This window comes from Burkholderia sp. LA-2-3-30-S1-D2, from assembly GCF_001523915.2.
Lineage (GTDB): Bacteria > Pseudomonadota > Gammaproteobacteria > Burkholderiales > Burkholderiaceae > Burkholderia > Burkholderia diffusa.
Genome location: NZ_CP013385.1, coordinates 561386 through 587124, shown reverse-complemented (window position 1 = coordinate 587124; position 25739 = coordinate 561386). Strand labels below are relative to the sequence as shown.

The window sequence follows — 25739 nt, the reverse complement described above, 5'->3', positions numbered from 1 at the left end:
GATTTATTCGCGGAATGTCTAATGTCAGCGCGGAGCACCGCCAAGGCCGCAGTCGCTTAGAGCCAGTCAGCGCGTACGCGGACTTCGCCGCTGGCCGAAACGGTACCAAACCAGGGCGCGCCTGACGTGTCGGTCGCGAGTTGCTTTGGATCGAGTGGGAAGCGCAGGTCCATATCGAGGGCCCCCTCGTACGCGAATGCGCCGCCGAGGGTCTCGCGCCACCTTAGCGTGGCGACGTCATACACGGTGCCGGCGCAATTGTCCGGGCGATCGTCGAGCCCAGTGCCGTCATAAAAGCGAACGATTGACGGCACTGCAACCACTGTTGCACCACTCTTGTCGACGAATTTGCAACGTGGCCCGTCGGCGGTTTGCACACTGGGCGCGAGCACGTCTACCGACACCTTGGTCGCCTTCGACGCGCCATACTGGCGGATTGTGAGCGGCACGACGATCTCCGCATCCTGGCCGATCGAACCGGAATATTTGCCCATCGCGGCGGGGTCGCGCTCGTCGATCGCGACGCCGAATGTGAGACGTTTCAGTTCCGTATCTTCGAAAAAAGACACCTGCATGTCGACGGCCGTTCCACCCGTAGATTGCACGATCGCGCCGATGGTTTCGCCGAGCGGCTTCGCTTCGGCGTCGCCCAGCAGCGAATCCAGCAGATTCGACGTGACCACCAGTTTCGTTGTGCCTAAGGCAGTTGCAGAGACCTTCGACAACTTCTGCCCGCCAGCCGTCTTGAACCATACGTCGGATTGCTGAGAAGGCGGTACGATGAACGAAATGTTATCCATCGTGGCCGTGGAGTTGGCGGATATCGGGCATTCCATGTTGCCGTCCGTGATACGGCATACGGGCGGAACGGATACGAGCATTTTTCCGTTCGACACGCTGATGGTGCCGCTGATCGGTGACAGCGTGAGCGTCCGGGAGGCGGTTGGCGTCACCGTCGTTCTGTAAAGGAACTGGCTGGAGTATCCGCAAAGGCCCATGTTCGAGAAGTTTCCATTCAACCACCAATCCGAAAGCTGCTGACCGCGGTCTCCAAGTATGATAGAGGAGTAGAACATATGCGCACCGAACGTCATCGGTGACTGGTTCAGGAAGGCGTCCGCCACCATCTTTCTGGCGGTCTGATCTTGCACTTGAGTACCCGGCCCGCGAACGAACTGCCCCAGCGAGTTGCTGGTTTGCTGCGTAAATTGAGCAATTGACGCGATTTGCATGCCGTTGATGATGTAGTCCGCGCTGAGACGATTCAGTGTGGTCTTGCTCGAATAGGGAAGATTGGGGAAGCGCACATCCTGGCTATTCGGAACAACGATCGAGCGCAAGCCGCCGCTCGCCGACAGCCATGCGCCGACAGCGACGTCCGGGAAATCGTCCCAGGTGGTAACTTCCTTGAAGATGATTGCCAGTTGCGTCAGTTGGGGATTCGTTTTGTGAATGCGCCCGACGAGTGCACCCGTCGTACCAGCGGGAATGTCAGGCAAATAAAGATAATCGCCCACCTCAATCACTAACGGCGCATAAGAGTGGTCGGAAATCGTCGGCGAACGGCTGCACGGAACGCTGAACGGGTCATCGGCCGCGGCATGGGCAGAGACAGCATGACCGAGCGCCAGCGCGCCGCTCAAGCAAAAGCGAATCGCAGCGCGTAGAAAAAGTGGTTTGAGATTTGACATTTCAATGCAATGGCGAGGAGAGGAGTAGACACATTCGGTGGAGCGCACATGATTTATCGCCGCCATCCGGATTCAGGTCGACACGCAACGCACGTTCGACCACGAGCGGTTGAGCGGAGGGGGCTGCGATGAGGACCGGATAACCGAGTCGTCCCGTTAATCACACGCAAAATGGCTTTCGTATGCTAACGAGGGGCGCGCGATCAGAATATGAGAACCGTCCTAAATGCATCCCGCGGATATCCGCGCCATGCCCGCTCGGCCTGCCGGCGGAGTCGGGGAAGGTCTCGACGATAGCTGCTGAATCGTTGCGAGAGAACGCACGGAGCGTACGCCTTCCGCGCTCGCGCTACTGGAGCGTCGATCAGATGTATCAGTCTGCGATTGAGCGCGAGGCCGTGTGAATGTTCTCGCGCGGACTACCGCGACGCGTTCGTTCGCGCCCGGATCCGTGCAGACCGGCCGTTGTGCAATGGCACCAGCAGGCGTCGGGCATGTCTTCTGGCTTGACGATCCGTAGAGACCGCGCATACGGCGCGGCACTCACGTTGCATACCGGTATCTTGTCCGCCCTCGAGCGACGCACGCCTGGAACCGGCCAAGGCGTATCGCACCCATCGCCGTGTGGCGCCATTCAGCGCAGGTGAAAACACACGCGGACGTGTTTCGGCGGCGCGTTGCGGGTGCGCCGCGAAATGCACCGACCATCGTGGTCGTGATGCGTGTTGTCTTCGGTTCCGGCGCACCTGCCGGTTTCGCACGTCCAAATCATCGCGTCCGCGGCAAACCTTTTTCTGTTGGCTTACTTGCCGGAGAGGGATGCGCTCGGGTGTGACTGTCATCCATCAGCACGGGCGCCGGGCCGCATGAGCGTGTGCCGTTCGAAGCGGGTCAAGGATTTTTTAGGCCCATTCTTATATTACATTGGCCTTTCAATTGAAATAATTCGTTTCGCCGCCGTGATCTGGCAATCCCATTGAACCGGCAGTTGGTAGGACGGGCGGTCCAGAAGCATCCCCGGGTACGGGATGTCGTCTGGTCATCCAAGTTAATTGATGAACACCTTTGAGAGATCGATATGAAGAAAACTGCATTCCGCCTCGCAGTGGCATCCGCACTCGCAGTCGCGTTCGCTGTTCCGGCCATCGCCGCAACCGTGGGCCCGGAAGAAGCACGCGTGAAGTGGACGGCATCCGTTGTCAAGAAGTCCGACGTGACGCTGAGCGTCTTCGCGGAAGGTAGCACGACGCTCGATTTCGAGTGGAACCCGTCGAGCGAAGCATTCTCGACGCAGGACCGCACGCTGACCGTTCTCGCGGCGGGTTACGAAGGCGGCACGGGCTACAAGATCCAGGCGCAAGTCACGAAGAACACGCTGAATGCCGTTGCAGGTGGCGTGAAGGATTCGCTGAAGGTCGGCGTCGATCTCGGTGGCGTCGAGCTGAGCGAAACCCTCACCGACATCCTGTCGGGCACCGGCGGTGACGCGGCGCCGTCGATCGCGGCAAATGGCCTGCAGAACATGAATCTGTCGAAGGTCGGCCCGAACAAGACGCCGAACGGCTCGTACCACCAGGCGAATGGCGTGCCGGTGAAGTTCTCGATCGCAGAAGGCACCGACAAGGACGGAAACGCGCTGACTGGCACTGGTCTGTCTGGCGTCTCCGACGGCCGTTACAACGGCGACGTCGAAGTGCGTTTCGTCGCGAGCTGGGAAACGCCGACCGCGTAAGTTGCGCCGAATGCCTGCGTAGATTCGGTCGAAGCAGGCATTGACTCCGGTAATGCCGGACCTCGCGGTCTAGGGGTTCGGCATTTTCTTTTTCTTTTCTTTCGGAGGACACGATGAAGCCACTCAAACTCTTGGCGCTGGCGGCCGCGCTGATGGGCGCGCAGCATGCATCGGCCATTGGCATCGGATCGTTGACGACCGAAATGCAGGAAAACGAGTTCTACGTCGTCAAGCAGATCAAGAACGACGACTCGGTAGCCAAATTCGTGTCGACGGAAGTCCAGGAGATTACCAATCCGCGGCAATTGAAGGTGCTGCATGAGCAGAAAAAGGATGTGCTGATCTCGCCCGCAACGGTGTTTCTGCCGCCGCATCGAACGGCGGACGTCAAGATCTACTACCAGGGCAAGCGGGACGACAAGGAGCGCTACTACCAGTTGTCGTTCATTGAACAGGCCGTGTCGTCGCAATCGAACATCAGTGATGGCGTCAGCTTGTCCGCGAAGCAGCGCATTCGATTGAGTTCGATCCTCGTCGTGCGCCCACGAATGATCCACTTCAAATTCGAACACGACGGCAACGGGCGTGTGAAGAACATCGGAAATACCTTCGTCCATGTCACGGCCACGGGAAAGTGCGAAGAAAAGGCCGCGACCGAACCGAAGGCGTGCAGCCGATCCACTTTCCTGCTCCCGGGCGAGTCGGGAGACATGCGAAAGGAAAAGGGCTTGGTATCCCTTCAAGGCATTGGCGTCTGGAAAGGCAGCGACTACCAGTATTTCCCGATGAATGCCGCACCGTCGAAGGTCGTAGCGAAGTAACCGAATCACGGTTATGTGACTTGGATAAACAGAGATTCAATTTGGACTGCGAATGAAAAAGTCGACAATGACAGCAATTAACGTCGCCGTATCCCTTGCGGGAGGATGGGTGTCGTCGGCTGTGCTTGCGGCGGATCATTCGGTGATGTTCGATCGGGGTGCGCGGGCAGTCGAGAAGCCAGAAGCTGACAGGGGGCGCGACGAGTCCGCATACGCCGTCGATGTCGACGCGATCACGGCCTCGGAATACGCATCGGTGTCCGTGCCAGCGTCGGACATGGAACCAGGCCGCGATGCTCGCTCGTTGCATCCGGAAATTGCCGATCGCGCGCCCGATCCTGCGGAGGGTGCAGATGCCGATGGCGCATTGGTCGCCGGTCAGTACGCCTTTCCTGACAACCTGCTCGGTGCACTCGAGCAGGGTGTCGACGTGCCCGTGCGGCTCAAGATCGATAGCGGTTCGGAGGAAGCGGGCCGGGCGACCGTCAAGTACGATGGTCGCACGCTGACGCTGGTGGACTTCAGCCTCGCGAAGATCGCCATCACGGATGCCGCGAAGCAAAGGATTGCGGATCGCTACGGCAAGCCGCTGCGCATGGTCGCGGAAACGTCGAGCGCACGCGAGGACGTATCTGACGTCCAACTGGAATTCAATCTCCGGACGTTCGAACTGGTTGCACAACTGCCGAGGGATGCCTATGCAAGCGAAGGCGCGCCGCGCTTGCATATGCTGCCCGACAGTACCGAGAAGCATCCGAGCGGTGTGCTGAATTACGACATGTCGGTCGTGAAGAACGCCAGAGCCGATGCGAACGGCTACCTCCACATGCAGTCGGTCAGCGCAATTGGTGTCAATCACGCGTATGTTGAGGGCGACATTCGCAGCGGCGACGATTTCAACTTGTATGAAGCGCGGCTGGAACGTGATTACCGCGGCGTATCGATCACGGCCGGCTATCTGAGCACCTGGTCGATGAATGCGCTGGGGCAGACAACGTTCCTTCCGGGCGGGCGCTTTCTTGGCGTCAGCGCAGGCACCGCAAGCCGCTCGGAGTTGAACGACGGCTCGCTGGCGCGCACGCCAATCTTCGCGTTCATGCCTGCATCGGGTGAAGTGCAGATTCATCGCGACGGCAAGCTGATCAACGTTCAGCATCTTCCCCTCGGCAACCAGGAAATCGATACGCGCCAGTTGCCAGTCGGGACTTACCCGATTCGCGTGGACGTCGTTGTCAACGGTCGTGTGGTGTCGTCCCGCAATGAGCAAGTGTACAAGCCGAGTAACGGCGGAACCGGTGCGGACACGCAGTATCAGTTCTATGTCGGCCAGTATGTTGCGAACAACGTTGGGGGACGTGGTGCGATCAGCCGACAGCTCGTCGGCGCGAGCGGCAAGATGGCGACTCGGTTCGGAACGTTTAACGGCAGTGCATATTATTTTGACGGTCTGGCCGCCGCCGAACTGCGTTATCAACGGGGTTTCAAGCACGGTAACGTAGGCATCGACACGGGAGCGACGAGCGACGGCGGTTTTCGCGTGAATGCGAATGGCGCGGCGAACATCGGGCCTGTCGGCGCGTGGGCGAACTACATGCTGACGACGGGCAGCACCGCGAAAAACGGCGTATACAATCAGCGCACACTGAGCTTCGGTTCGAACGTGAACGTTGCGCGTATGTTCGGCTGGGCCAACAACGCGACGCTCAACGTGAGCGGCAGCGTATACGGCGGCGGTGGTCAGGACTACCGCATCGACTGGAGCCAGGACATTTACTCGAACAAATGGGTGCGCGTGATGCTCAATGGCGGCCAGATGTTCAGCCGGAATAGCGGCGGCATGGGCCGTAAGTGGAACAATGCGTTCTACGTCGGCCTGAATGCGACGTTCTCGTTCGGCGACGCGGGCATCGACTATTCGCGTTCGCTCGATACCGAGCAGATCGGCGCGCACGTCGGCTGGCGGCCGGAGCGTATCCCGGGCGTCGACTATCTGTCGGCAGGGGTCAACCGCTCGCGTTCGCTGTCGAGCGACTATGGCAATCCGTCGAGCACCCAAGCGAACCTTGGCGCGCAGGGCCACAACCGCTGGTTCGGCTGGCAAGGTAACGTGAACATCGACGATACCGGCGACGCCAGCGGCACCGCCGCGATGCAGGGCAGTGTCGGGTGGAACACGCGCGGCATCGGGTTCAACAGCAAGAAGGGCGAAAGCGGCGTGATCGTCGGCGTGGACAAGTCGGCACGTGGCAACCTCGAGATGGTGTCCACGAATGGGGCGTTGGCGCTCGATTCGCGTTCCACGTTCGTTCCGCTTACGGGATACCGCGAACACCGCGTGACGATCCGCACGCGTCGTGACACGCCGGAAAACTTCGATATCCAGGAAGGCGACGCCAAGCTCGTGCTGTATCCGGGCAACGTCGCGTCGATGATGCCGAAGGTCCGCCGGCTGGTAACGGTGTTCGGCGTGCTGACCGAGAACGGTTTGGTGAAGCCGAACACCGAGATTCGCAACCACATCGGCAAGGCTACGACTGCAGCCGACGGCGGTTTCGTGATCGACGTCGATACCGCCTATCCGGTCATTCAATACGAGACGGGCACCGGCGGAACGTGCGAGATCGACTTTGACCTCAGCAAGGCGCAAGGCGCGCTGTGGGTTGATCAGATCGAATGCAAACCGAAAAGCGTGGCCGATGCGCGCCCGGTTCGGCGTCGCGAAGGCTGATGCCAAACCAAAATGGAGGGGACGTATCCATATGCGCGGCCGACGCAGTCGGTCGCGCGTCTATTTTTGTCGGGTAACGCGCGATGCCGGGCCGACCGGCTGAGTTGTAGCGGGTGAGATGCGCATGCGCGGACCAGTAACCAGTGAGGAATCGATTGAGGCAATTCGCAGCGTTCTTGATGTTGGTCTGGTCTTGCACCGCGCAGGCATTGTCCGTTGGCGACATGACCTATTTCATGGGGTCCGGGAAAGACTATCTCGTTCGCGAGGTCGTGAACGACAGCGACCAGACGCGCGTATACGGCGTGTCAGTGGAGGAAAGTGCTCCGCCGTATGGCGACGTCGCGACCTGGAAGCCGAACGGCGGCGATCTGATGTACGCGCCGAAGCAGCTCGTGTTACGCCCGAACAAGAGTGGGTGGTTGCGTCTCTATTTCAAAGGTGTAAGTGACGACTCGCCACGCTATTTTCGCGTGACGTTCCGGGAGGAACGCGCGGTTTCGATCGATACAAATGCGGTCAAGGTGAAACCGCGTCTCGAGTTGCAGACAATCCTGGTCGTGCAGCCGAGGTCGCCACGGCAGGCTTATCGGGTCGATGGGACGCTATTCGTTAATACGGGGAACACGGTCATGCTGGCAACCGCGCATGGGGAATGTGCGCTTTTGATTGACTGCATGCGAGACCGCTATTTGTCGCCTGGTGAATCACTCGATCTGGCCGGGCTGAATCCAGTGGGCGGCCCGGTCAGGGTCGTCTTGGCAAACGGGACCGACACACATGAAGTGAAAGTGGTGCCGACGAATTAATTTTCCCTGTCGCTCGATGTATTCGAACCCATCGGCACGGGTGCGATAGGCGCGCCTGCTCACGCGCTCGGTTCTTCAGGGTTGAAGAAGCATTCCATTGCGGCGTTATCCCCAGGAATCGCCTCGACGGCTCATGCCAAATGCAATGCCCTCTTGCCTGAGTAGCGATCTTGAAAGCAGATCGGCTCCGGCATCACGCCCCCGTACAACTGTCGCCTTAGCGAGCGTCAAGAGGCACCGGGCGCGACAGAGGGGCGCCTTTGCCCCCTAAACAAGGCTCGGTCCCGGACGCAGCGCTCCCATCACAAGAAGCCGCATCGGATTGCGGCTCATCGATTCCAATTTCACATTCCGATTAACCCGCGATGGATAGCAACAACAGCAACGCCGCAGTACCTCGAGCAAAGCAAGTAGCCGTCGTCCCGGTGAATCTGATCCAACCCGCCGACGTGGGGCAGAGCATCAGTGCCTTCGACGACTGGCTGATCAGCATCAGCGACGGCACGATCTCGCTGGAACGTATCTCCACCATGGCCGGTGCGCTGCCGGTGTTGGGCAACATCCTCGCACTGGCGGACGTGTTCGGCGATATCGTCACCCTCGCTAAGAGTAAAGAGCGCCATACGCTCGATTGGGTGAGCCTGGGCATCAACCTGATGGGCGTGGTGCCCTTGCCCGGCACAGCGGCTGCCCGCATGAGTTTGCGCCCCGGCTTGTTCCTGGTGCGTCAGGAGTTGCGCAAGAGCGGCAAGCAACTGGTCGGCGAGGCGATGCTCACGGTGCTCGCTACCAGTTTGAACGCCAGCATCAAGGGCAGCCTGGAAGACTTCGTGACGAAGGCACGGGCCGAGTTGTCCGGTTTCATCGAAGCGGCCGCCCAGTATGGAGAGGCGCTGATCGTTGACCTGGCCAACGGCCTGGACGCGATCGTGCTGAGCGAGCTGGATGCCGAGGGCAATCTCAAGGCGGCGAAGGCGGAACTGTTCGAGGCCACGGGTAAACTCTGGCGTGACCCGCTCGGCGTATTCACCAATGTGTATGGCGCCGCCACGCAATTCCAGGCGAGCGTGGCCAAGGCCAGCCTCAACCTGGCGACAATGGCGATACCGAAGCGCGCCTGCGATGCAGTGCTGCGGGAGACCGCAGCACTTCGTCGGCTGTCGCCCGAACTCGGTCGGCAGATTCGCCGTCTGGCCGACGAAAACATTGAGCAGAGCATCGGCTGGATCATCGCGGGCCTGGCCCGTGCCGTGCTCGCCCGCAGACCAGGCCGGGGACATGGCGCCAACGTCAAGTCGGGCACCACCAGCATCAGCAAGGCCAGCCACCCGGGGCAGCCGCTGGAGCCGCGCCCCGTCGAACGTAGGGCCCAGGGCGATGCCAAGCCCCAGAAAAACGGCACGTGTGTCGGCAGTTGCGGCAGCATCAGCTTCGCCATGGGCAGCGAGACCATCGCGCATACCGACTTCGCCTTGCCGGGCCCGTTCCCCGTCGAATGGACCCGCACCTACCGCTCCAGCCTGGGCGCTTTCGATGATGGCGTGCTGGGCGCGCGCTGGATCACGCCATACACCACGCGCTTCGATGTGCGGGGCGAAGGCCTGCGCTACCACGGCGCCGACGGGCGCAGCCACGACTACCCGCTGCCCAAGGTCGGACAGTTCCATGAAGATCGCATCGAGGACCTCACCCTGGTTCGTGTACGCGATCACGAGTTGGTGCTGTGTCGTGGCTACGAACGCCGCGAGACCTACCAGCGCCACGGCGACCGCTTCCTGCTGGTGCGGATCGAACTGCGCGGCGGCGCCGGCATGCTGCTCGGCTACGACCACCGCGTTGGCAATCGCGCGGTGCTGTCGGACCTGATCACCTACCAGGACGATCCCAGTCAGCCGCATACCCACCTGGGCACTCTGGTGGACGAGGCTGGCCGCATCACCGGCCTGTGGCTGATGGGCGAGGACGAACCCCTGCGCCGCCTGAGCCTGTACCGTTATGACGAAGCGGGCGACCTCACGCTGGCCCAGGACGAGAATGCTGCCGCGTGGACCTACCAGTACCAGCACCACCTGATCACCCGTTACACGGACCGCACCGGCCGCGGCATGAACCTGGTGTGGCAGGGCGACGGGCCCGACGCCAAGGCCGTGCGCGAATGGGCCGACGACGGCAGCTTCGACACCCGCCTGGAATGGGACGAGAACATCCGCCTCACCTATGTCACCGATGCCCATGGCCAGGAGACCTGGCACTACTACGACCACCTCGGCTACACGTACCGCATCGTCCACCCCGATCAGCGTGAGGAATGGCTGTTCCGCGATGGGGCGAAGAACGTCGTCCAGCATATCCATCCGGACGGCAGCGAGGACTGCTACGCCTATGACGAGAACGGCAACCTGCTGGAGCACATCCGTGCGGACGGCACCACCGTGCATTACGCGTGGGATAGCAAAGACCAGCTCATCAAGATCAGCGACGCCGAGGGCGGCCTCTGGCTGCGCGACTACGATACCCGCGGCCGCCTGACGGAGGCCATCGACCCGCTGGGCAACAAGACCGAGTACGCGTACAACTTGATGGGGTTGCCGATCGGCATTACCGACGCCAGCGGCAAGACCAGGCAGCTCGAGTACAACAGCAGCGGCCAGCTCACCCGCTATGTGGACTGCTCGGCCAAGGCCAGCGAATGGGCCTACGACGAGCGCGGCCAGCTTGTGCAGTTCACCGACGCGGCCGGGCAGGTCACCCGCTACCGCCACGAGGCCGGCCAGCTCGCCGCGATCCGCTACCCGGACGATACCGAAGAGCACTTCGAGCGCGACGCCGAAGGCCGGCTGCTGACTCACATCGATGCGCTGGGCCGGCGCACCGAATGGGACTACACCGAGGCCGGGCTGCTGGCCAAGCGCGTGGACGCCGCTGGCCAGTCCCTGCGCTATCAGTGGGACAAGCTCGGCCAGCTCACCGCGCTGCGCAACGAGAACGGGCGCGATGCCGAGTTCCACTACGACCCGGTGGGCCGTCTGCTGGCGGAAACCGGCTTCGACGGTGCCATCACGCGCTACGAGTACGAGGAGGCGACCGGCAAGCTGGCGCGCGCCATCGACGGGCAGCGCATCACCGCCTACGCCTTCGATCCGATGGGCCGCCTCACCGAGCGGCGCGCTGCGCTGCAAACCGGCGACGCGAGTCCGCGCGAGCAGGACTGGCAGATCGAACGCTTTGCCTACGACCTCAACGGCAACCTGGCACTGGCCAGCAACGCCGACAGCCGCCTGCAATGGTTCCACGACCCGGCCGGCAACCTGGTGCGCGAGCACCAACACTACACCCGCCTGGGCCAGCCGCTGGTCGGGGTGTGGCAGCACGAATACGACGCACTGAACCAGCGCATCGCCACCGTGCGCCCGGACGGCCACCGCGTCAGCTGGCTCACCTACGGCAGTGGCCACCTGCTGGCGCTGCAGCTCGACGAGCGCGAGCTGGTCAGCTATAAGCGCGACGACCTGCACCGCGAGGTCGCACGGCTGCAAGGCAACCGGCTGCTGCAAACGCAGCAGTGGGATTCAATGGGGCGGCTCAGCGAGCAGGTGCTTGCCCACGAATCCAAAGGCCCGGTCGGGCAAACCGCAGGCGGCAACCGCCTGCTGGTGCGCCGTTACCGCTACGACGCCGGCGGCCAGCTCACCGACATCAACGACACGCGGCGCGGCCAGCTTGCCTACCGCTACGATCCGGTGGGCCGCCTGCTCGAAGCGCAAAGCCGGCTCGGCCACGAGACCTTCGACTTCGATCCGGCGAGCAACCTCATCGACCCGGCCGAGCAGCGCGAAGCCGAGCGCCAGCGCATGCCGCGCATCAAGGCGCTGGACAACCTGCTCAAACAATACGCCGGCACCCACTACGAGTACGACGCGCGCGGCAACCTCACGCAGCGCTGGCACAACGGCAAGGAAGGCCGCTTCACCTGGGATCTGTTCGACCGCCTGACGCATTACGAAGACGAGCGCCTGAAGGTCGACTACAGCTACGACGCGCTCGGCCGGCGTCTGTCCAAGCATAGTCAGGCGTACTACGAGGAAAGAAGGGAAGCGGGGCCACACTGGAACCGCGCCGAGCGTGTGAAACGCAACCGCGAGCTGCAATGCGGCTTCACGCTATACGGCTGGGATGGCGACACGCTGGCGTGGGAGAGCAAGATCGCCGACGAGGACGGCTTTGGCGCACGCACCACGCACTATGTGTACGAGCCGGGCAGCTTCGTGCCGGTGGCGCAGGCGGTGCGCGAGGAAGCCATCGAATTGCTCGATCAGCCCGAGTACGGCGATTACTACCGGCAGGATGAAGACCCGCTATGGCTGCCGCCGCCGCCCGCACCAGCCATCGACGGCCTGGCGTGGTACCAGTGTGATCACCTCGGCACGCCGCAGGAGCTGACCGACGAGCACAGCGAGATTGCGTGGAGCGCGGAGTACCGTGCCTGGGGCGTCGCACAGGAGGTGATCCGCAAGGCCTCGGGGAAGGCACCGATCGCCAACCCCATCCGCTTCCAGGGGCAGTACCATGACCATGAGACCGGGCTGCATTACAACCGACATCGGTACTATGATCCGAGTAGCGGACGGTTCATATCGAAAGATCCGATTGGGCTTGCAGGCGGGATCAACGTCTATCAATACGCACCCAATCCGACGGGGTGGGTTGATCCGCTTGGCTTATCCGGTTTTGAACCTAAGGTTATAACTAGCGGAACTGTCTTTAGAAATGCATCGGGAACCCCCGATAGCCTGACTCCGCGCTTAGGAAAAGACACGACTCGAATCGATGGGAAAGAGCCGGGCTTGTCGGCAGCCACTTCGGAAGCGGGATTGGACAGAGGGAAATATGTTGAGCTGGACGTCGGAAAGCTTTGTTCGTGCGGGCTTCAAGCGACGTATGATAAGCCGAATGGTCACGTGACCATTCGACCGATAAACGATCCGATCGATTCAAAATTGACAGACTGGGCGAAGTCCAGAGGAAGCGGCTCGACGCATTCTCTGACAGAAGGTATATTGGAAGCAGTCACTGGTCGGGGGAAAAAGTGATGGCGACCGATATTAAATCCTATTTGTCAGACTATGTGGAAAGGGTAGAATGTGCCATTGAAAAGAGGGTCAAGATTGAGTCATCGAATTCAGGGTTTTACCAAAACTCTCTCGGCGGCACGGCATACGTAAGCTTCTACCCAATGGAGATCGATCTAACACTTGATCTGACAGGTATGGGTGATAAATATAGGGTAACTGCCGATCTGACGGATCAAGAGGGAAAATTGATTTCCGGAGATATTTTTAAATTCGACGGGAATTCAGAGGATTTGTGCATGGAGCTTGACGCGTTCTTCCCTGATTTGGTTAAGTTGATTTCGGATCGTCTTTAAATGAATGAGATGGCCGCGTCAGCGGCCCCTCGTTCGTCTACAACCGGCATCGGTACTGCGATCCACAAGCGGTAGGTTTGTATCGAAAGACCCCATCAGATTGAAGGGGGGTATCAACGTATATCAATATGCGTCCAATCCGATACAGTGGATCGACCCATTGGGCCAGCCTCAAGTACCGGAATTTTCCAGCTAAGACTGGGACGGAAATTGGGCCAGCCTCACTGGTGCACCAGTCAATACGCCGACCCACTCCCCCCCTGATCGGTCACGATCGCAACCCCCGAACTCGTGCCGAGCCGCGTCGCGCCGGCCTCGATCATCGCGAGCGCGGTCGCGCGGTCGCGTACGCCGCCCGACGCCTTCACACCGAGCACGGGGCCGACCGTCCGGCGCATCAGCGCGACATCCGCGAGCGTCGCGCCGCCGCGGCCGAAGCCGGTCGACGTCTTCACGAACGCGACGCCGAGGTCGCGGCACATCTCGCACACGCGCACCTTCTCGTCGTCGGTCAGCAGCCCCGTTTCGAGGATCACCTTGAGCGGCACCGTGCCGCAGGCGCGGTGCACGGCATCGATGTCGGTCTTCACGTCATCGGCGCGGCCGCTTTTCAGCGCGCCGATGTTGATCACCATGTCGATCTCGCCGGCACCCGCAGCGATCGCGGCGGTTGCTTCAAATGCCTTCGCAGCCGACAGGCCGGCGCCGAGCGGGAAGCCGACCACCGCACACACAAGCACGCCGGTGTGAGCCAGCTCGCGCGCGGCGAGCGGCACGTTCGCCGAATTCACGCAGACCGAGTAAAAGCGATGCTCGGCCGCCTGGCGGCAGAGTTCGCGGATCTGTGCGTCGCTCGCGTCGGGCGCGAGCAGCGTGTGATCGATGGTTTGAGCGAGTTGGGCGTTGGAAAGCGGCATGTTTCAGGACTCCACGGATCGTGTGCGGGATGGGCACACGTAAAGTTGATGTTTTCACATCGGTTTGTTACAAATACGACATTCCGGCCGGGCCCGCGCGCCCGGCATGACACGCGACGGATGCGACGGGTACGCAGGATACTGGCATGGAAACGAAGAAGGGCGAACGGATCAAGACGCTGATGAACGTGCTGCAAGGGCAGAACGCGATTCATCTGAGGGAAGTCGCCGAACTGTTCGGCGTGTCGGAAATGACGATCCGACGCGACCTCGCGGACAATCCGCACGGCCTCAGCCTGATCGGCGGCTACGTGACGCGCCACTTCGCCGCGCAGCGCAGCGACATCGGCGAGTACGTCGTCAGCGCCGAGAACAACCGGCAGACCGAGGAGAAACGCCGCATTGGCAAGCTGGCCGCGCAGTTCGTGACGACCGGCGACACGATCTTCGTCGACTGCGGCTCGACCACGCCGTTCATCGTCGACTTCATCCCCGACGACCTCGAATTCACCGCCGTCTGCAATTCGCTGAACGTGTTCGCGAAGCTGCAGCAGAAACCGCATTGCAGCGTGATCCTGTGCGGCGGCGTGTATCACCGCAAGAACATGGTGTTCGAGTCGGTGGCCGAGACGGGCATCCTCGACACGGTGCGTGTGTCGAAGGCGTTCATCTCCGCGGCCGGCGTGAGCGACCGCTGCGGCATCACGTGCTTCAACTTCCACGAAGTCGACGCGAAGAAGAAAGTGATGGAACGCGCGCAGAACCGCTTCCTGCTCGTCGACCACACGAAGTTCGACGAAGTGCGCGCGGCCTATTTCGCCGAGCTGACCGACTTCAACTACGTGATCTCGGACGGGCAGCTGAGCCGCCGGTACGAAATGACGATCCGCGAACACGGGATCGCGCTCGTGACCTGATGCAGCATGGCGGCGCAGTTCGATCTCGCCTCGCATCGTCAGGCTCCTGACGTGTTGCGCGCAGCGGCATAGCGCGCGGGCGCGTTGCCGTCGGCGGCTGCGTCGGGCATCGCCGCCGGCTGGTGCCGCAGGCAGTAGAAGCCGTAGTAGACGATCACGACGAAGCACGCGAGCGGCACGACGAATGCGAGCTGCATGTTGCCGCCCGTGTGATCGGAGATCAGCCCCTGGATCAGCGGTACGACCGCGCCGCCGACGATGCTCATCACGAGGATCGAGCCGCCGTATTCGGTGTCCTTGCCGAGCCCGTCGATCGTGAGGCCATAGATCGTCGGCCAGCACGGGCCGAGGAACACGCTCACGCCCACGGCTGCATAGACGGCCGTGATGTTGTGCACGCTGATCGTGTACGCGAGCAGCACGATGCACAGGATGCCGTAGACGATCAGCACCTTGGCCGGGCCGACGCGCTTCATCACGAGCGTCGCGATCAGCTTGCCGACGAAGAACGCGAAGAACGTCGCGAGCAGGTAGCGCGACGCGCCGCGCTCGGTGAGGCCGCCGATCTGCATCGCGAGCCGGATGGTGAAGCTCCAGACGCCCACTTGTGCACCGACGTACAGGAACTGCGCGACGATCCCCGCGACGAAGCGCCGGTTGCCGAACAGGCGCGCCAGCGTGCCGCGCGCGTCGATCCGGTGCGTGGCCACGCCGGGGCCGTTGCCCTTGCAGGCCGGGTAGGGCGTGAGCGCAAACACGACGAACACGCCCGCGAGCACGACGATCAGCCACTTGTACGGCTCGAGCGTGGCCTGGATCATCGCGAGCTGGTGGACGTGGGCTTCGGCCGCCGACATCGCGGCGAGCTGCGCATGCGACGCATCGCCCTCCTTGAAGATCAGGAAGCTGCCCATGTACACGCCGGCCATCGCGCCGAACGGATAGAACGTCTGCGAGATGTTCAGCCGCCGCGTGCTGGTTTCGCGCGGGCCCATCAGTGTCGAATACGAGTTCGACGCCGTTTCGAGGAACGACAGGCCCGCCGCGATCACGAACAGCGCGACGAGGAACATCCCGTACTTCGCCATCGACGCGGCCGGGAAGAACAGCAGGCAGCCGGTCGTGTACAGCAGCAGGCCGACGAGGATCGTCGTCTTGTAGCTGAACTTCTTCACGACGGTCGCGGCCGGAATCGCGAGAAAGAAGTAGCCGAGATAGAACGCGGACTGCACGAACGCCGATTCGAAGTCGGACAGGAAGAACGATTTCTTGAACTGCGCGATCAGCACGTCGTTCAGGTTCGCGGCGGTGCCCCACAGCGCGAACAGGCAGCACAGCAGCGTGAACGCGAAGAGCGGCGTGCGGTTCAGGTAATAGCCGTCGGGGGCGTGTTCGATTCTGGTACGGCCCATGGGTGTCTCCTTCCCGGTTGTCTCGTCGATGAAGGCGCCGTTCAGATGCCGGCGTCGCGGAGGAAGCGTTCGAACGTCGCGGCGTCGGCATACGACTTCTGCGTGCCGAGGCCCATGACCGAATGCGCGGCGTAGGCCGACGCGTAGCGCATCGCGTCGATCGCATCGCGCTTCGCCGCGTAGCAGCGCGCGAAGCAGCCGATGTACGCGTCGCCGGCACCCGTCGTGTCGCGCGCATCGACCTGTACGCCCGGCACGTGCCGCGCGCCGTCGCGTGACACGAGCAGCGAGCCGTCGCTGCCGAGCGTGACGAGCACGTGCTTGAGCCCGCGCGCGATCAGCGATTCGGCGGCGCGGGTGGCGCGCGCGCGCGAATCGACCGGCATGCCCGACACGATCGCGAGTTCGGTCTCGTTCGGCACGAAGAATTCGACGGACCGGATCCGCTCGAAATCAAGATCGGCCACGGCGGGCGCGGGGTTCAGCAGCACGGGAATGCCGTGCCGGGCACCGAATTCGATCGCGTGATAGACGGTGTCGAGCTCGATCTCGAGCTGCAGCACGATCAGCGCGCATTCGACGAGCTGCGGCGCGGCCGCGTCGATGTCGGCGGGCGTCAGGTGGCGGTTCGCGCCCTTGACGATCAGGATGCTGTTGCTCGAATCGGGTTCGACGAAGATCGGCGCGACGCCGCTCGGCACGCCGGCGACCTTGCGCACGTGCGTGGTGTCGATGCCCTCGCGCTCGAAGTTGCGGATCGTGTTGTCGGCGAACATGTCGTCGCCGACCTTCGTGACCATCACGACACGCGCACCGAGGCGCGCGGCCGCGACGGCCTGGTTCGCGCCCTTGCCGCCGCAGCCGAGCTCGAAGTTCGGCGCCTCGAGCGTTTCGCCCCGGGCGGGTATGCGTGTGACGTAGGTCACGAGATCGACCATGTTGCTGCCGATGACGGCGATTGTCTCCATCTGCGTCTCTTCCTTGGAATGGGGGGCGTATACGATCGACGGCGGCCTCCACGGATGAGAATAAAATCACAATAAGTGTGATAATGCAATCGTATGATGTTATATGGATCACTATGTGGGATCGGCCCGGGTGCGCCTGGTACTGGGCGAACCAGACGCAGGACATCCGGGGCGTGACCGCGCTCATCCTGAAGTCGCTGGCGGGTCAGGTGCGCGACGCCACGCGCGGCGAGCGTGCGCGTCCCGACCAGGTTCGCGCACCGGGCATCGGGCCCGCGAAAGTCACACGTGCGGCTCGCGACTCAGCCAGTCAATGCGACGACACGAACACCGCATCGTCGAACACCGCTGGAATCGCGAACTGCGCGCGCATGCGCTTCGTCTCCTGCGCGGGCGTCAGGCCGAACAGCCGCTTGAATTCCCGGCTGAACTGCGACGTGCTCGCATAACCGACCGCATGGCCGGCCGCCTCGGCAGTCAGGTCCTGGCGCACCATCAACAGGCGCGCCTGATGCAGCCGCGTCGACTTCAGGTACTGCATCGGCGACACCTGCGTGATCGCCTTGAAGTGGCTGTGGAAGCTCGGCACGCTCATGCCGGCTTCCCTGGCCAGTTGCGTCACGTCGAGCGACTTCGCGTAGTCGGCGTGGATCATGCGCAGCGAACGGCCGATCCGGCCGAACTGTCCACGCATCGCCAGCGCGCTCCGCATTGCGCCGCCCTGCGCGCTGGTGAGCACGCGGAAATACAGTTCGCGCAGCAACCCGGGGCCGAGCACCGCCGCTTCGAGCGGGCGGTGCATCGCCTCGACGAACCGCAGCACGGTCGCGTGCATCGCATCGTCCATCGGCGTCGACATCATGCTTTTCGGCGCTTGCACGGGTTCGGCGATTCCCTCGCGATCGATCTGCGCGGCCAACTCGGCGGCCATCGGGAAATCGAGGTGCAGATACAGCGCGAGCAGCGGGTGCGCCGCCGTTGCGTCGGTTTCCATGCTGAACGGCACGGGCACCGATACGGCCAGGTAGTGGTCCTCGTCGTACAGATAGCGTTCGCCGCCGAAATAGCCGCGCTTGCTGCCCTGGCACACGATCACGATGCCCGGGTCGTACAGCACCGGCGTGCGGGATAGCGCGCGGTTCGAACGCAGGATGCGCACGCTCGGTAGCGCGGTCAGGTTGTAGCCTTCGTCGGGCGCCAACGCATGCAGCAACGCGATCAGACGGTGGCGACCGCGCGCGGGCAGCGACGGCGAGCGGGACGAGGAGGAGGCGGCGTTCATAGTTTCAGGCAAGAAATTCAGCGGAATCGGGCTTATTCGACGTGGTTAGTCAGACTAGCATGCATGCTTCGATCGACATTCGGGAGAAGCTCACATGGCATCCGGCAACATCATGCTCATCACCGGCGTCAGCAGCGGCTTCGGCCGTGCGCTCGCGCAAGCGGCGCTGGCCGCGGGTCATACGGTGGTCGGCACCGTGAGAAGCGAAGCGGCAAAACGGGCGTTCGAGGCGCTGTCCCCGCGTGCGGCCATCGGGCGCGTGCTTGACGTGACCGACTTCGAGCGCATCAACGGCGTCGTCGCGGAAATCGAGTCGAGCGTCGGGCCCGTCGACGTGCTGGTGAACAATGCCGGTTATGGACACGAAGGCATCATGGAGGAGTCGCCGCTGTCGGAGATGCGCCGACAGTTCGACGTGAACGTATTCGGCGCCGTCGCGATGTTGAAGGCCGTCGTGCCGTTCATGCGCGAACGCCGGCGCGGCCGCATCCTGAACATCACGTCGATGGGCGGCCACATCACGATGCCGGGCATCGCCTATTACTGCGGCAGCAAGTTCGCGCTGGAAGGGATTTCGGAGACGCTCGGCAAGGAGCTCGAGCCGTTTGGCATCGCGGTGACTGCCGTGGCGCCGGGCTCGTTCCGTACCGACTGGGCGGGTCGTTCGATGACGCGAACGCCGCGTTCGATCGCCGATTACGACGCGCTCTTCGATCCGATCCGCCAGGCGCGCGAGGAAAAAAACGGCCGCCAGTCGGGCGATCCCGCGAAGGCGGCGCGCGCGATGCTTGCGGTCATCGCGGCGGACCATCCGCCGGCCCATCTGTTGCTCGGCAGCGATGCGCTTCGGCTCGTGCGCGCCAAATGGTCGGCGCTGGAAGACGAAATTCGCACGTGGGAGGCGGTGACCGTGTCGACGGACGGTTGACGCGCGATCGGTCGTGCGTGAAGCGTCACACGGTGAGTACCAGGGTGCCGATGCACGGCGCGACGTAATTGGCTTCATGACACGGTCGCGGTTTTCCGCTACAACACTGAGGTGCTGCGTCGACCGACGCGGTGTGCCACCGCGCCGCAGCTCGTCACCGACACCCGCCCGGGTGGCCGGCCGGCACGTATGTTCACTTACCTCAAAGGAGCCTGCAGCCATGCCGTACATCACCACGAAGGACAACGTCGACATCTTCTATAAGGACTGGGGCCCGAAGGACGCGCAGCCGATCATGTTCCACCATGGCTGGCCGCTGTCTTCCGACGACTGGGATGCGCAGTTGCTGTTCTTCGTTCAGAAGGGCTATCGCGTGGTCGCGCACGATCGCCGCGGGCACGGCCGGTCGGCGCAGGTTTCCGACGGCCACGACATGGATCACTACGCGGCGGACGCGTTCGCGGTGGCCGAAGCGCTCGACCTGCGCAACGCGGTTCATATCGGTCACTCGACCGGCGGCGGCGAAGTCGCACGCTACGTGGCCCGCCACGGCGAGCCGGCCGGACGTGTCGCGAAGGCGGTGCTGGTCAGCGCGGTGCCGCCGCTGATGCTGAAGACGGACGCGAACCCGGAAGGCCTGCCGCTCGAGGTCTTCGACGGCTTCCGCAAGGCGCTCGCCGACAACCGCGCGCAGTTCTTCCTGGACGTGCCGTCAGGTCCGTTCTACGGCTTCAACCGGCCGGGCGCGGTGGTGCATCAGGGCGTGATCCAGAACTGGTGGCGTCAGGGCATGATCGGCAGCGCGAAGGCGCACTATGAAGGCATCAAGGCGTTCTCGGAAACGGACCAGACCGAAGACCTGCGGTCGATCTCGGTGCCGACGCTTGTGCTGCACGGCGAAGACGATCAGATCGTGCCGATCGCGGACTCGGCGCTGAAGTCGGTCAAGCTGCTGAAGAACGGCACGCTGAAGACGTATCCGGGCTATTCGCACGGGATGCTGACGGTCAATGCGGACGTGCTGAACGCCGATCTGCTCGCCTTCATCCAGTCGTAACGCTATCGGCGCATGCCTGCTTTCGCGGGCTGCGCCGCGCTGGCCGGTCATGCCGGTCGCCTCGGCGCCGATTTGATTCGGTGTCCTGTGCGTTGCGCGGAGCGGGGACACCGCGTCGACTTGAGTCTGCGCGGTGTCGTCTTGCCGCTGAACCGGTGCGTCGGCGGCAACGCGCGTGCAGCCGGGTCGCGCCGCGCGCGTCACACGTCACGCATTGTTTGCGGCGCTGTCGCCGACATCGCCTTCGATCGCGGCCATCAGATCGTCGACGCTCACCATCAACGCTCGAACCTGCCGCAGCGATTCGTACTGATGCAGCACTGCGCGCCATGACGGCAGTTCCAGCAACGCTTGCCATACGGCGCCGAGGCCGTGCGGATCGGCATCCGCGTGCTGCGCCAGCGCGCTCGCGTATTCAAGGCTCGCCGGCGCCGACAGCAACTGCATCCGGCTTGCGGCCCCCAGCAGGCGCGGCGCGGGGTCTGCCGATGCATCGCAGCAGTACAACACCTCGCGCTGCAGTGACGCGTCGTCGATCGTCAGTGCGTGCAGCGACGCACCGTGCAGGCGTACCGCGCCTTCGCGCGTGTCGAACGTATAGACGGTGTCCGGATCGGCTTGTGCGAGCAGGCTCAGGCCGCGCAGCAGGCGCGGCAGGTCGGTGGTCGCGGCATCCGCGGACGCTTTCGCTTCGACGAGAAACAGGACGTGCCACGCGGCCGACGGATCGTCGCCGCGCGCGCGCTCGAGCAGCACCGCATCCCACTCGGTTTTCGCGCGGTCGTGTTTGCCGGGTATCGAGGCCGGCACGCGCATCGACGTGACCACACGATACGTGCGGTGCGCGTCGCTCGCATCGAGCTGCGCGGCCAGGGCGTCGAGCGCCTGCGCGGCCAGCGCTTCGACGGCCGCGCCCCGCTGTTGCGACGTGACGCCTTGCGCGACGGCGAGCGCGCTGCCTTCGAGCGGACCCTGGCGGCTCCACAGCGTGCGGTACCGCTGGACGTCCGGATCCGGCAACAATGCGTCGAGACGCTGCAGCCGGGCAAGCGCGGCGCTGTCCTTCAGTTTGGCGATGTCCTGTTCGAACGCGGTGTCGGCCGCCGTCTCCGGTTGCGCGAGCAAGTGGCGCAGCGCGGCATCGAGATCGTCCCACGACGCGCCCGCCGCGGCCGCATGCAGCCGTGCGAGCGGTTCGCGTTGCCATGCCTGCGCACGCCGTTCGAGCCTGGCCGGATGCGCGATCGTGTTGACGGCCGAACGCAGCGTGCGCCGATCCTGCTCGGCATGCGAGGCGAGCGATGCGTATTCGCGCACGGCCGGGGCACCATGTCGAAGCACCGCGGCCTGGAATGCGGGGTCGCCGGATCGTGCGTCCATCGCGTCGCCGATCATCCGCGCGAGCGCGTCGATGAACCGGCGTTGCAATGCCGGGGCGGGCGTGAGGCCGTCGGCGTGCATCCGGCGCGCTTCCTCGATCACGATGGCGATGATGGCGGCCGGGTTCGCGGCATCGGTTAGCGACGATGCGCGCACGAACGGCGGCAGCCGGTAGCGGCGATCGACTGTGCTCAGGACTTCGTCCAGCAGGGCAGGCAACGGTGTCGGCGGCATGGCGAGTGACGGGAGGGGCACGCGGTTCGCGCGTGACGGGCGATGTGCAACGGTATCACGCAGTGCCGACATGCTGCATCGTGTGCCACGGCGAAGCCGCCGTTCGCGTGGCGCGGGCCGTGCCCGCCGTGCGTTACGCGTGGAGCGCTTCGATCTGCTTGCGGGCGTTCGCCAGCCCCGCTTCGAAGCCGTGCGGCTTCATGTCGAGGCCTTCCGCGTAGACGAACCGGACTTGATGGATGCCCATCAGGCCCAGCACGGCACGCAGGTACGGCGTGACGGCGTCGGTCGGCTGCCCGACGTGCACGCCGCCGCGCGAACTGAACACGATCGCGTCGACGCCGTCGACGAGCCCCATCGGATAGGTGTCCGTGTAGCGGAACGTCACGCGTGCGCGTGCCACCAGGTCGAACCAGTTCTTCAGCTGGGTCGGCACGTTCAGGTTGTACATCGGTGCGCCTATCAGCAGCAGGTCGCTGCCCTTCAGTTCGGCGACGAGCTCGTCGGACAGCGCGACCGCCTGCCGCGCACGCTCGCCCGGATTCTCCGCGCCGCGCAGCGCATGGAACAGTTCGCCGTCGAGCACCGGCAGGTCGAGATCGACGAGATCGCGCACGACCACGTCGTCCGCGTGCCCGCTGGCCTTGCGTTGCGCGAGGAATGCGTCGATCAGCGCGTTGGTTTGCGACTGGTCGCGGTTGATGCTGGACTTGAGTACGAGAATGCGGGCCATCGGGATCTCTCCGTTCATATATGAACAACGGAGCCGATCGTATCATCCACTTTTTGTCTCAAAAAGCGATAAGATTTCCCGTCAATGTAGACTTTATCGATCCAATTGCATGCGAAACAACCTCACCGGCATCGCCGTGTTCGTTGCCGCGGCGGAAGCCGACAACTTCGCGCAGGCCGCCGAGACGCTGCACATCACGCGTTCTGCGGTCGGCAAGAGCATCGCGCGACTCGAGGCGCGGCTGGGCGTCGTGCTGTTCCAGCGCACGACGCGCAGCCAGAGCCTGACGGACGAGGGCGCGTTGTTCTATGAATACTGCCTGCGCGCGGTGGAGGAGATCCACGCGGGGGAGGCGCTGCTCGAAAGCGGCAAATGGCAGATGAAGGGGCGGCTGCGCGTGTCGATGCCGGCGCTGTTCGGGCATCTGTGCGTCGCGCCGATCCTGATCGGGCTGGCGCGCGACCATCCCGAACTCGATCTCGACCTGTCGTTCAGCGACCGGACGATCGACCTCGTCGAGGAGCGCGTCGATCTGGCGGTGCGGGTCGGTACGCTGCCCGACAGCAGCGGCCTCGTCGCGCGTGCGCTCGGCGAGCACAAGATGGCCTTTTGTGCGTCACCGGCGTATCTGGCACGCTGCGGCGAACCCGCGACCGTCGACGCGCTCGCGCAGCACAAGGCGCTGGCCTATACGCGTTACGGTCAGATGCATCGCTGGCAAGTGGTCGTCGATGGCCGGACGGAGGAGTTGCAACCGGCGGCCCGTCTGCTCTCCGACGACTTGCGCGCGGTGCTGGACGCGGCTGTCGCGGGGCTCGGTGTCGCGTGGCTGCCTTACTGGCTGGTGCGCGACGAGATTCGCCGCGGCGCGTTGCGCGAGCTGCTGCCGGATCAGCCGGGCGTGACCTATGCGATCCATGCGGTGTGGCCGCATACGTCGCACTTGCCGCTGAAGGTGCGCGCGGCCGTCGATGCGCTCGTGAACCAGCTGCCGGCGCGACTGGCCGAGGTGGAGGCGCAGGCGTAGCGTGCGGCGAGCCGCGCATGCGGCAGGCTCGCGGAAACGGCGCGACGTGCCGGCGGCGAGCGATGAATATGTGACGGGTGTCGGCCGGCGTGAGTCGTTCAGCGCGACGGTGCCGACACCCCGCTGCGCGCCGACGACGATACGCGCCGCGTTCCCCACCGCCGGCCGTCAGGCCGTCAGCGTCACCGACAGGCTGCCGAGTTCGCCGAAGCGCACCGTCAGCGCGTCGCCGATCGGCACGTCGATCGCGCCCGCATACGAACCGGTCGTTACGATCTGGCCGGCACGCGCGCCGTCGCCGCGCGATGCGAGGAAATTGACCAGCCACACGAGCGGCTTGAGCGGATCGCCGTCCGGATGACGGCCGTCGATCGAGCGATTCAGCGCACCTTCGAACGACAGCGCGAGCGTCTCGAGCGGCACGTTCAATCCATCGGGCACGACGGGGCCCACGCACAATCCCTGGTTGAACTGCCCGTCGGCGAGCAGTTCGAACTTCGACGCGCGCGCGGGCTCCGCATAGCGGCAACCCAGCACCTCGAGCACGATGCGCACTTCGCGGATCGCGCCGCGCACGTCGCTCTCGTCATACGGCTGCGCGCGCGCGGGCAGGTCGCGATCGAGCACGAACGCGATCTCCGGCTCGATCCGCACGATCGGGCCGCCGACGACGCGATACGGCACATCGGCTTCGCGGATCGTCGACGCGAAGATCGGCGCGACGATCACGCGGTCGGGCGGCGGCAGCGCGCATTTCCATCCGCCGATGGTTTCGCCGAGCAGGTCGGCGACGCGATGCTGGATCGCCAGCGCGGTATCGACGCTCTCGGGCCGCAAGGCGTCGGGCAGCAGCGGGCCGGGCACGCCGGCATGGCGGGCGGCGACGAGATGCTGGGCGGCGCCGTCCACGCGTTCGGTAGTCGTTGTCATGTCGGTTGAGCGAGTTGAAAGTGAGCCGGCAAAAAAGGGCCGGACGAAGGTCGCAACGTCGATGATAGCGCTTTCGGCGGCATGGCCGCCCGGTTGCCCGGCGCGGCCTCGGGGATGGCGCGCCGATTTTTGCGCGTGGCGCTTTGCCGCACGCCGCGTTTTGGGTGGATTTTGATCGCCGTCAAGCTTCCAGCCGACCGTCCGCCGATGATGGGGACATGGCCACGCGCGACCGCGCGCGGCAACTCACCCCAGCGAGGTTCGCATGTACAAGAAGATCATGGTGGCCGTCGACGGCAGCGCTTCGTCGAAACAGGCGCTTGCCGAGGCAATGAAGGTGGCACTGGCGGGCGACACGCACGTCAGCGTCGTGTACGTGGTCGACAAGTCGGTGCTGTTTACGTACGCGGGTCGTTTCGATCCGCATGCGCTGATCGAGGAAATCCGCGACGACGGGCGCAAGGTGCTGCGTGAAGCCGAAGAGGTCCTCGCGCGGGCCGGCGCGAAGGGCGAGGGCGAACTCGTCGAGACCGAGAGCATTGGCGAGGACGTCGCGGAACGCCTGCAGCGTTACGTCAAGGAGCGCGGGATCGACCTCGCGGTGGTCGGCACGCACGGGCGGCGCGGCATCCGGCGCGTGGTGCTCGGGAGCGTCGCCGAGCGCTTCGTGCGTGGCTCGAAGTGCCCGGTGCTGCTGATTCGCGGCGACGATGCCGGCGAGCCGGCTTCCGCCGCGGCAGCCTGATCT

The 25739-nt window shown here is 63.8% G+C and carries 19 protein-coding genes and 1 pseudogene; 12 read left to right on the top strand and 8 right to left on the bottom strand.

The window, feature by feature from the left end; genetic code table 11:
- Positions 1-56: 56 nt before the first annotated feature.
- Positions 57-1691 carry a hypothetical protein gene (locus tag WS66_RS31725; protein ID WP_159086610.1) on the bottom strand — a complete coding sequence of 545 codons (1635 nt, stop codon included), beginning with the start codon at positions 1689-1691 and terminating at the stop codon, positions 57-59.
- Between the two features lie 1078 nt (positions 1692-2769).
- Between WS66_RS31725 and WS66_RS31720 the strand changes: the two genes are divergently transcribed.
- From WS66_RS31720 to WS66_RS31690, 7 genes and pseudogenes are all read left to right on the top strand, one after another.
- Positions 2770-3423: a common pilus major fimbrillin subunit EcpA gene (locus WS66_RS31720; RefSeq protein WP_059599572.1), complete on the top strand. Its 654-nt coding sequence runs from the start codon at positions 2770-2772 to the stop codon at positions 3421-3423.
- Between the two features lie 113 nt (positions 3424-3536).
- Entirely contained in the window at positions 3537-4244 is a 708-nt protein-coding gene (locus WS66_RS31715) for a fimbria/pilus periplasmic chaperone (RefSeq protein ID WP_059599571.1), read from the top strand.
- Positions 4245-4296: 52 nt separating this feature from the next.
- A complete protein-coding gene (locus WS66_RS31710) occupies positions 4297-6972 on the top strand; it encodes a TcfC E-set like domain-containing protein (RefSeq protein WP_082728846.1) in 2676 nt (891 codons plus the stop codon).
- A gap of 224 nt (positions 6973-7196) precedes the next feature.
- Positions 7197-7781: a hypothetical protein gene (locus WS66_RS31705; RefSeq protein ID WP_159086609.1), complete on the top strand. Its 585-nt coding sequence runs from the start codon at positions 7197-7199 to the stop codon at positions 7779-7781.
- A gap of 365 nt (positions 7782-8146) precedes the next feature.
- Positions 8147-12871: an RHS repeat-associated core domain-containing protein gene (locus WS66_RS31700; protein WP_108064788.1), complete on the top strand. Its 4725-nt coding sequence runs from the start codon at positions 8147-8149 to the stop codon at positions 12869-12871.
- Positions 12871-13206 carry a hypothetical protein gene (locus WS66_RS31695; RefSeq protein ID WP_059605813.1) on the top strand — a complete coding sequence of 112 codons (336 nt, stop codon included), beginning with the start codon at positions 12871-12873 and terminating at the stop codon, positions 13204-13206. Before WS66_RS31700 ends, WS66_RS31695 begins: the two co-directional genes overlap by 1 nt.
- 38 nt (positions 13207-13244) lie before the next feature.
- Positions 13245-13372, top strand: a pseudogene (locus WS66_RS31690) (RHS repeat-associated core domain-containing protein); the annotation flags it as partial.
- Positions 13373-13442: 70 nt separating this feature from the next.
- Here the strand turns inward: WS66_RS31690 and deoC are convergent.
- A complete protein-coding gene (gene deoC / locus WS66_RS31685) occupies positions 13443-14123 on the bottom strand; it encodes a deoxyribose-phosphate aldolase (protein ID WP_059605816.1) in 681 nt (226 codons plus the stop codon).
- 146 nt (positions 14124-14269) lie between these two features.
- Here deoC and deoR point away from each other — a divergent pair, with 146 nt between their 5' ends.
- Entirely contained in the window at positions 14270-15040 is a 771-nt protein-coding gene (gene deoR, locus WS66_RS31680) for a DNA-binding transcriptional repressor DeoR (RefSeq protein ID WP_059605819.1), read from the top strand.
- Positions 15041-15078: 38 nt separating this feature from the next.
- Here deoR and fucP read toward each other — a convergent pair whose 3' ends face one another.
- The 3 genes from fucP to WS66_RS31665 form a co-directional block, all read right to left on the bottom strand.
- Positions 15079-16452, bottom strand: coding sequence for an L-fucose:H+ symporter permease (gene fucP / locus WS66_RS31675; protein WP_059605822.1), 1374 nt, complete (start codon positions 16450-16452; stop codon positions 15079-15081).
- Between the two features lie 41 nt (positions 16453-16493).
- Positions 16494-17420 (bottom strand): ribokinase, encoded by a 927-nt coding sequence (gene rbsK / locus WS66_RS31670; RefSeq protein ID WP_059605824.1) that lies wholly within the window; start codon positions 17418-17420, stop codon positions 16494-16496.
- Positions 17421-17730: 310 nt separating this feature from the next.
- On the bottom strand, positions 17731-18702 hold the full coding sequence (locus WS66_RS31665) for an AraC family transcriptional regulator (protein WP_059605827.1): 972 nt from the start codon (positions 18700-18702) through the stop codon (positions 17731-17733).
- 94 nt (positions 18703-18796) lie between these two features.
- Here WS66_RS31665 and WS66_RS31660 point away from each other — a divergent pair, with 94 nt between their 5' ends.
- The gene (locus tag WS66_RS31660; protein WP_059605830.1) at positions 18797-19630 is read left to right on the top strand and encodes an oxidoreductase; all 834 of its coding nucleotides are present in this window, start codon (positions 18797-18799) and stop codon (positions 19628-19630) included.
- Between the two features lie 220 nt (positions 19631-19850).
- Complete coding sequence (locus WS66_RS31655) at positions 19851-20687, top strand: alpha/beta fold hydrolase (protein WP_059605832.1); 837 nt, start codon at positions 19851-19853, stop codon at positions 20685-20687.
- Between the two features lie 207 nt (positions 20688-20894).
- Here WS66_RS31655 and WS66_RS31650 read toward each other — a convergent pair whose 3' ends face one another.
- Complete coding sequence (locus WS66_RS31650) at positions 20895-22301, bottom strand: hypothetical protein (protein WP_059605990.1); 1407 nt, start codon at positions 22299-22301, stop codon at positions 20895-20897.
- A gap of 133 nt (positions 22302-22434) precedes the next feature.
- Complete coding sequence (locus tag WS66_RS31645) at positions 22435-23034, bottom strand: NAD(P)H-dependent oxidoreductase (protein WP_059605835.1); 600 nt, start codon at positions 23032-23034, stop codon at positions 22435-22437.
- Positions 23035-23143: 109 nt separating this feature from the next.
- On the opposite strand from WS66_RS31645, the gene WS66_RS31640 reads away from it, so the two are divergent.
- On the top strand, positions 23144-24061 hold the full coding sequence (locus WS66_RS31640) for a LysR family transcriptional regulator (RefSeq protein WP_059605839.1): 918 nt from the start codon (positions 23144-23146) through the stop codon (positions 24059-24061).
- A gap of 168 nt (positions 24062-24229) precedes the next feature.
- Here the strand turns inward: WS66_RS31640 and WS66_RS31635 are convergent, their stop codons facing one another.
- Positions 24230-24991, bottom strand: a complete 762-nt coding sequence (locus WS66_RS31635; protein ID WP_059605841.1) for a 2-keto-4-pentenoate hydratase — start codon at positions 24989-24991, stop codon at positions 24230-24232.
- A gap of 265 nt (positions 24992-25256) precedes the next feature.
- On the opposite strand from WS66_RS31635, the gene WS66_RS31630 reads away from it, so the two are divergent.
- A complete protein-coding gene (locus tag WS66_RS31630; protein WP_059605845.1) occupies positions 25257-25736 on the top strand; it encodes a universal stress protein in 480 nt (159 codons plus the stop codon).
- The last annotated feature ends 3 nt before the right edge of the window (positions 25737-25739 follow it).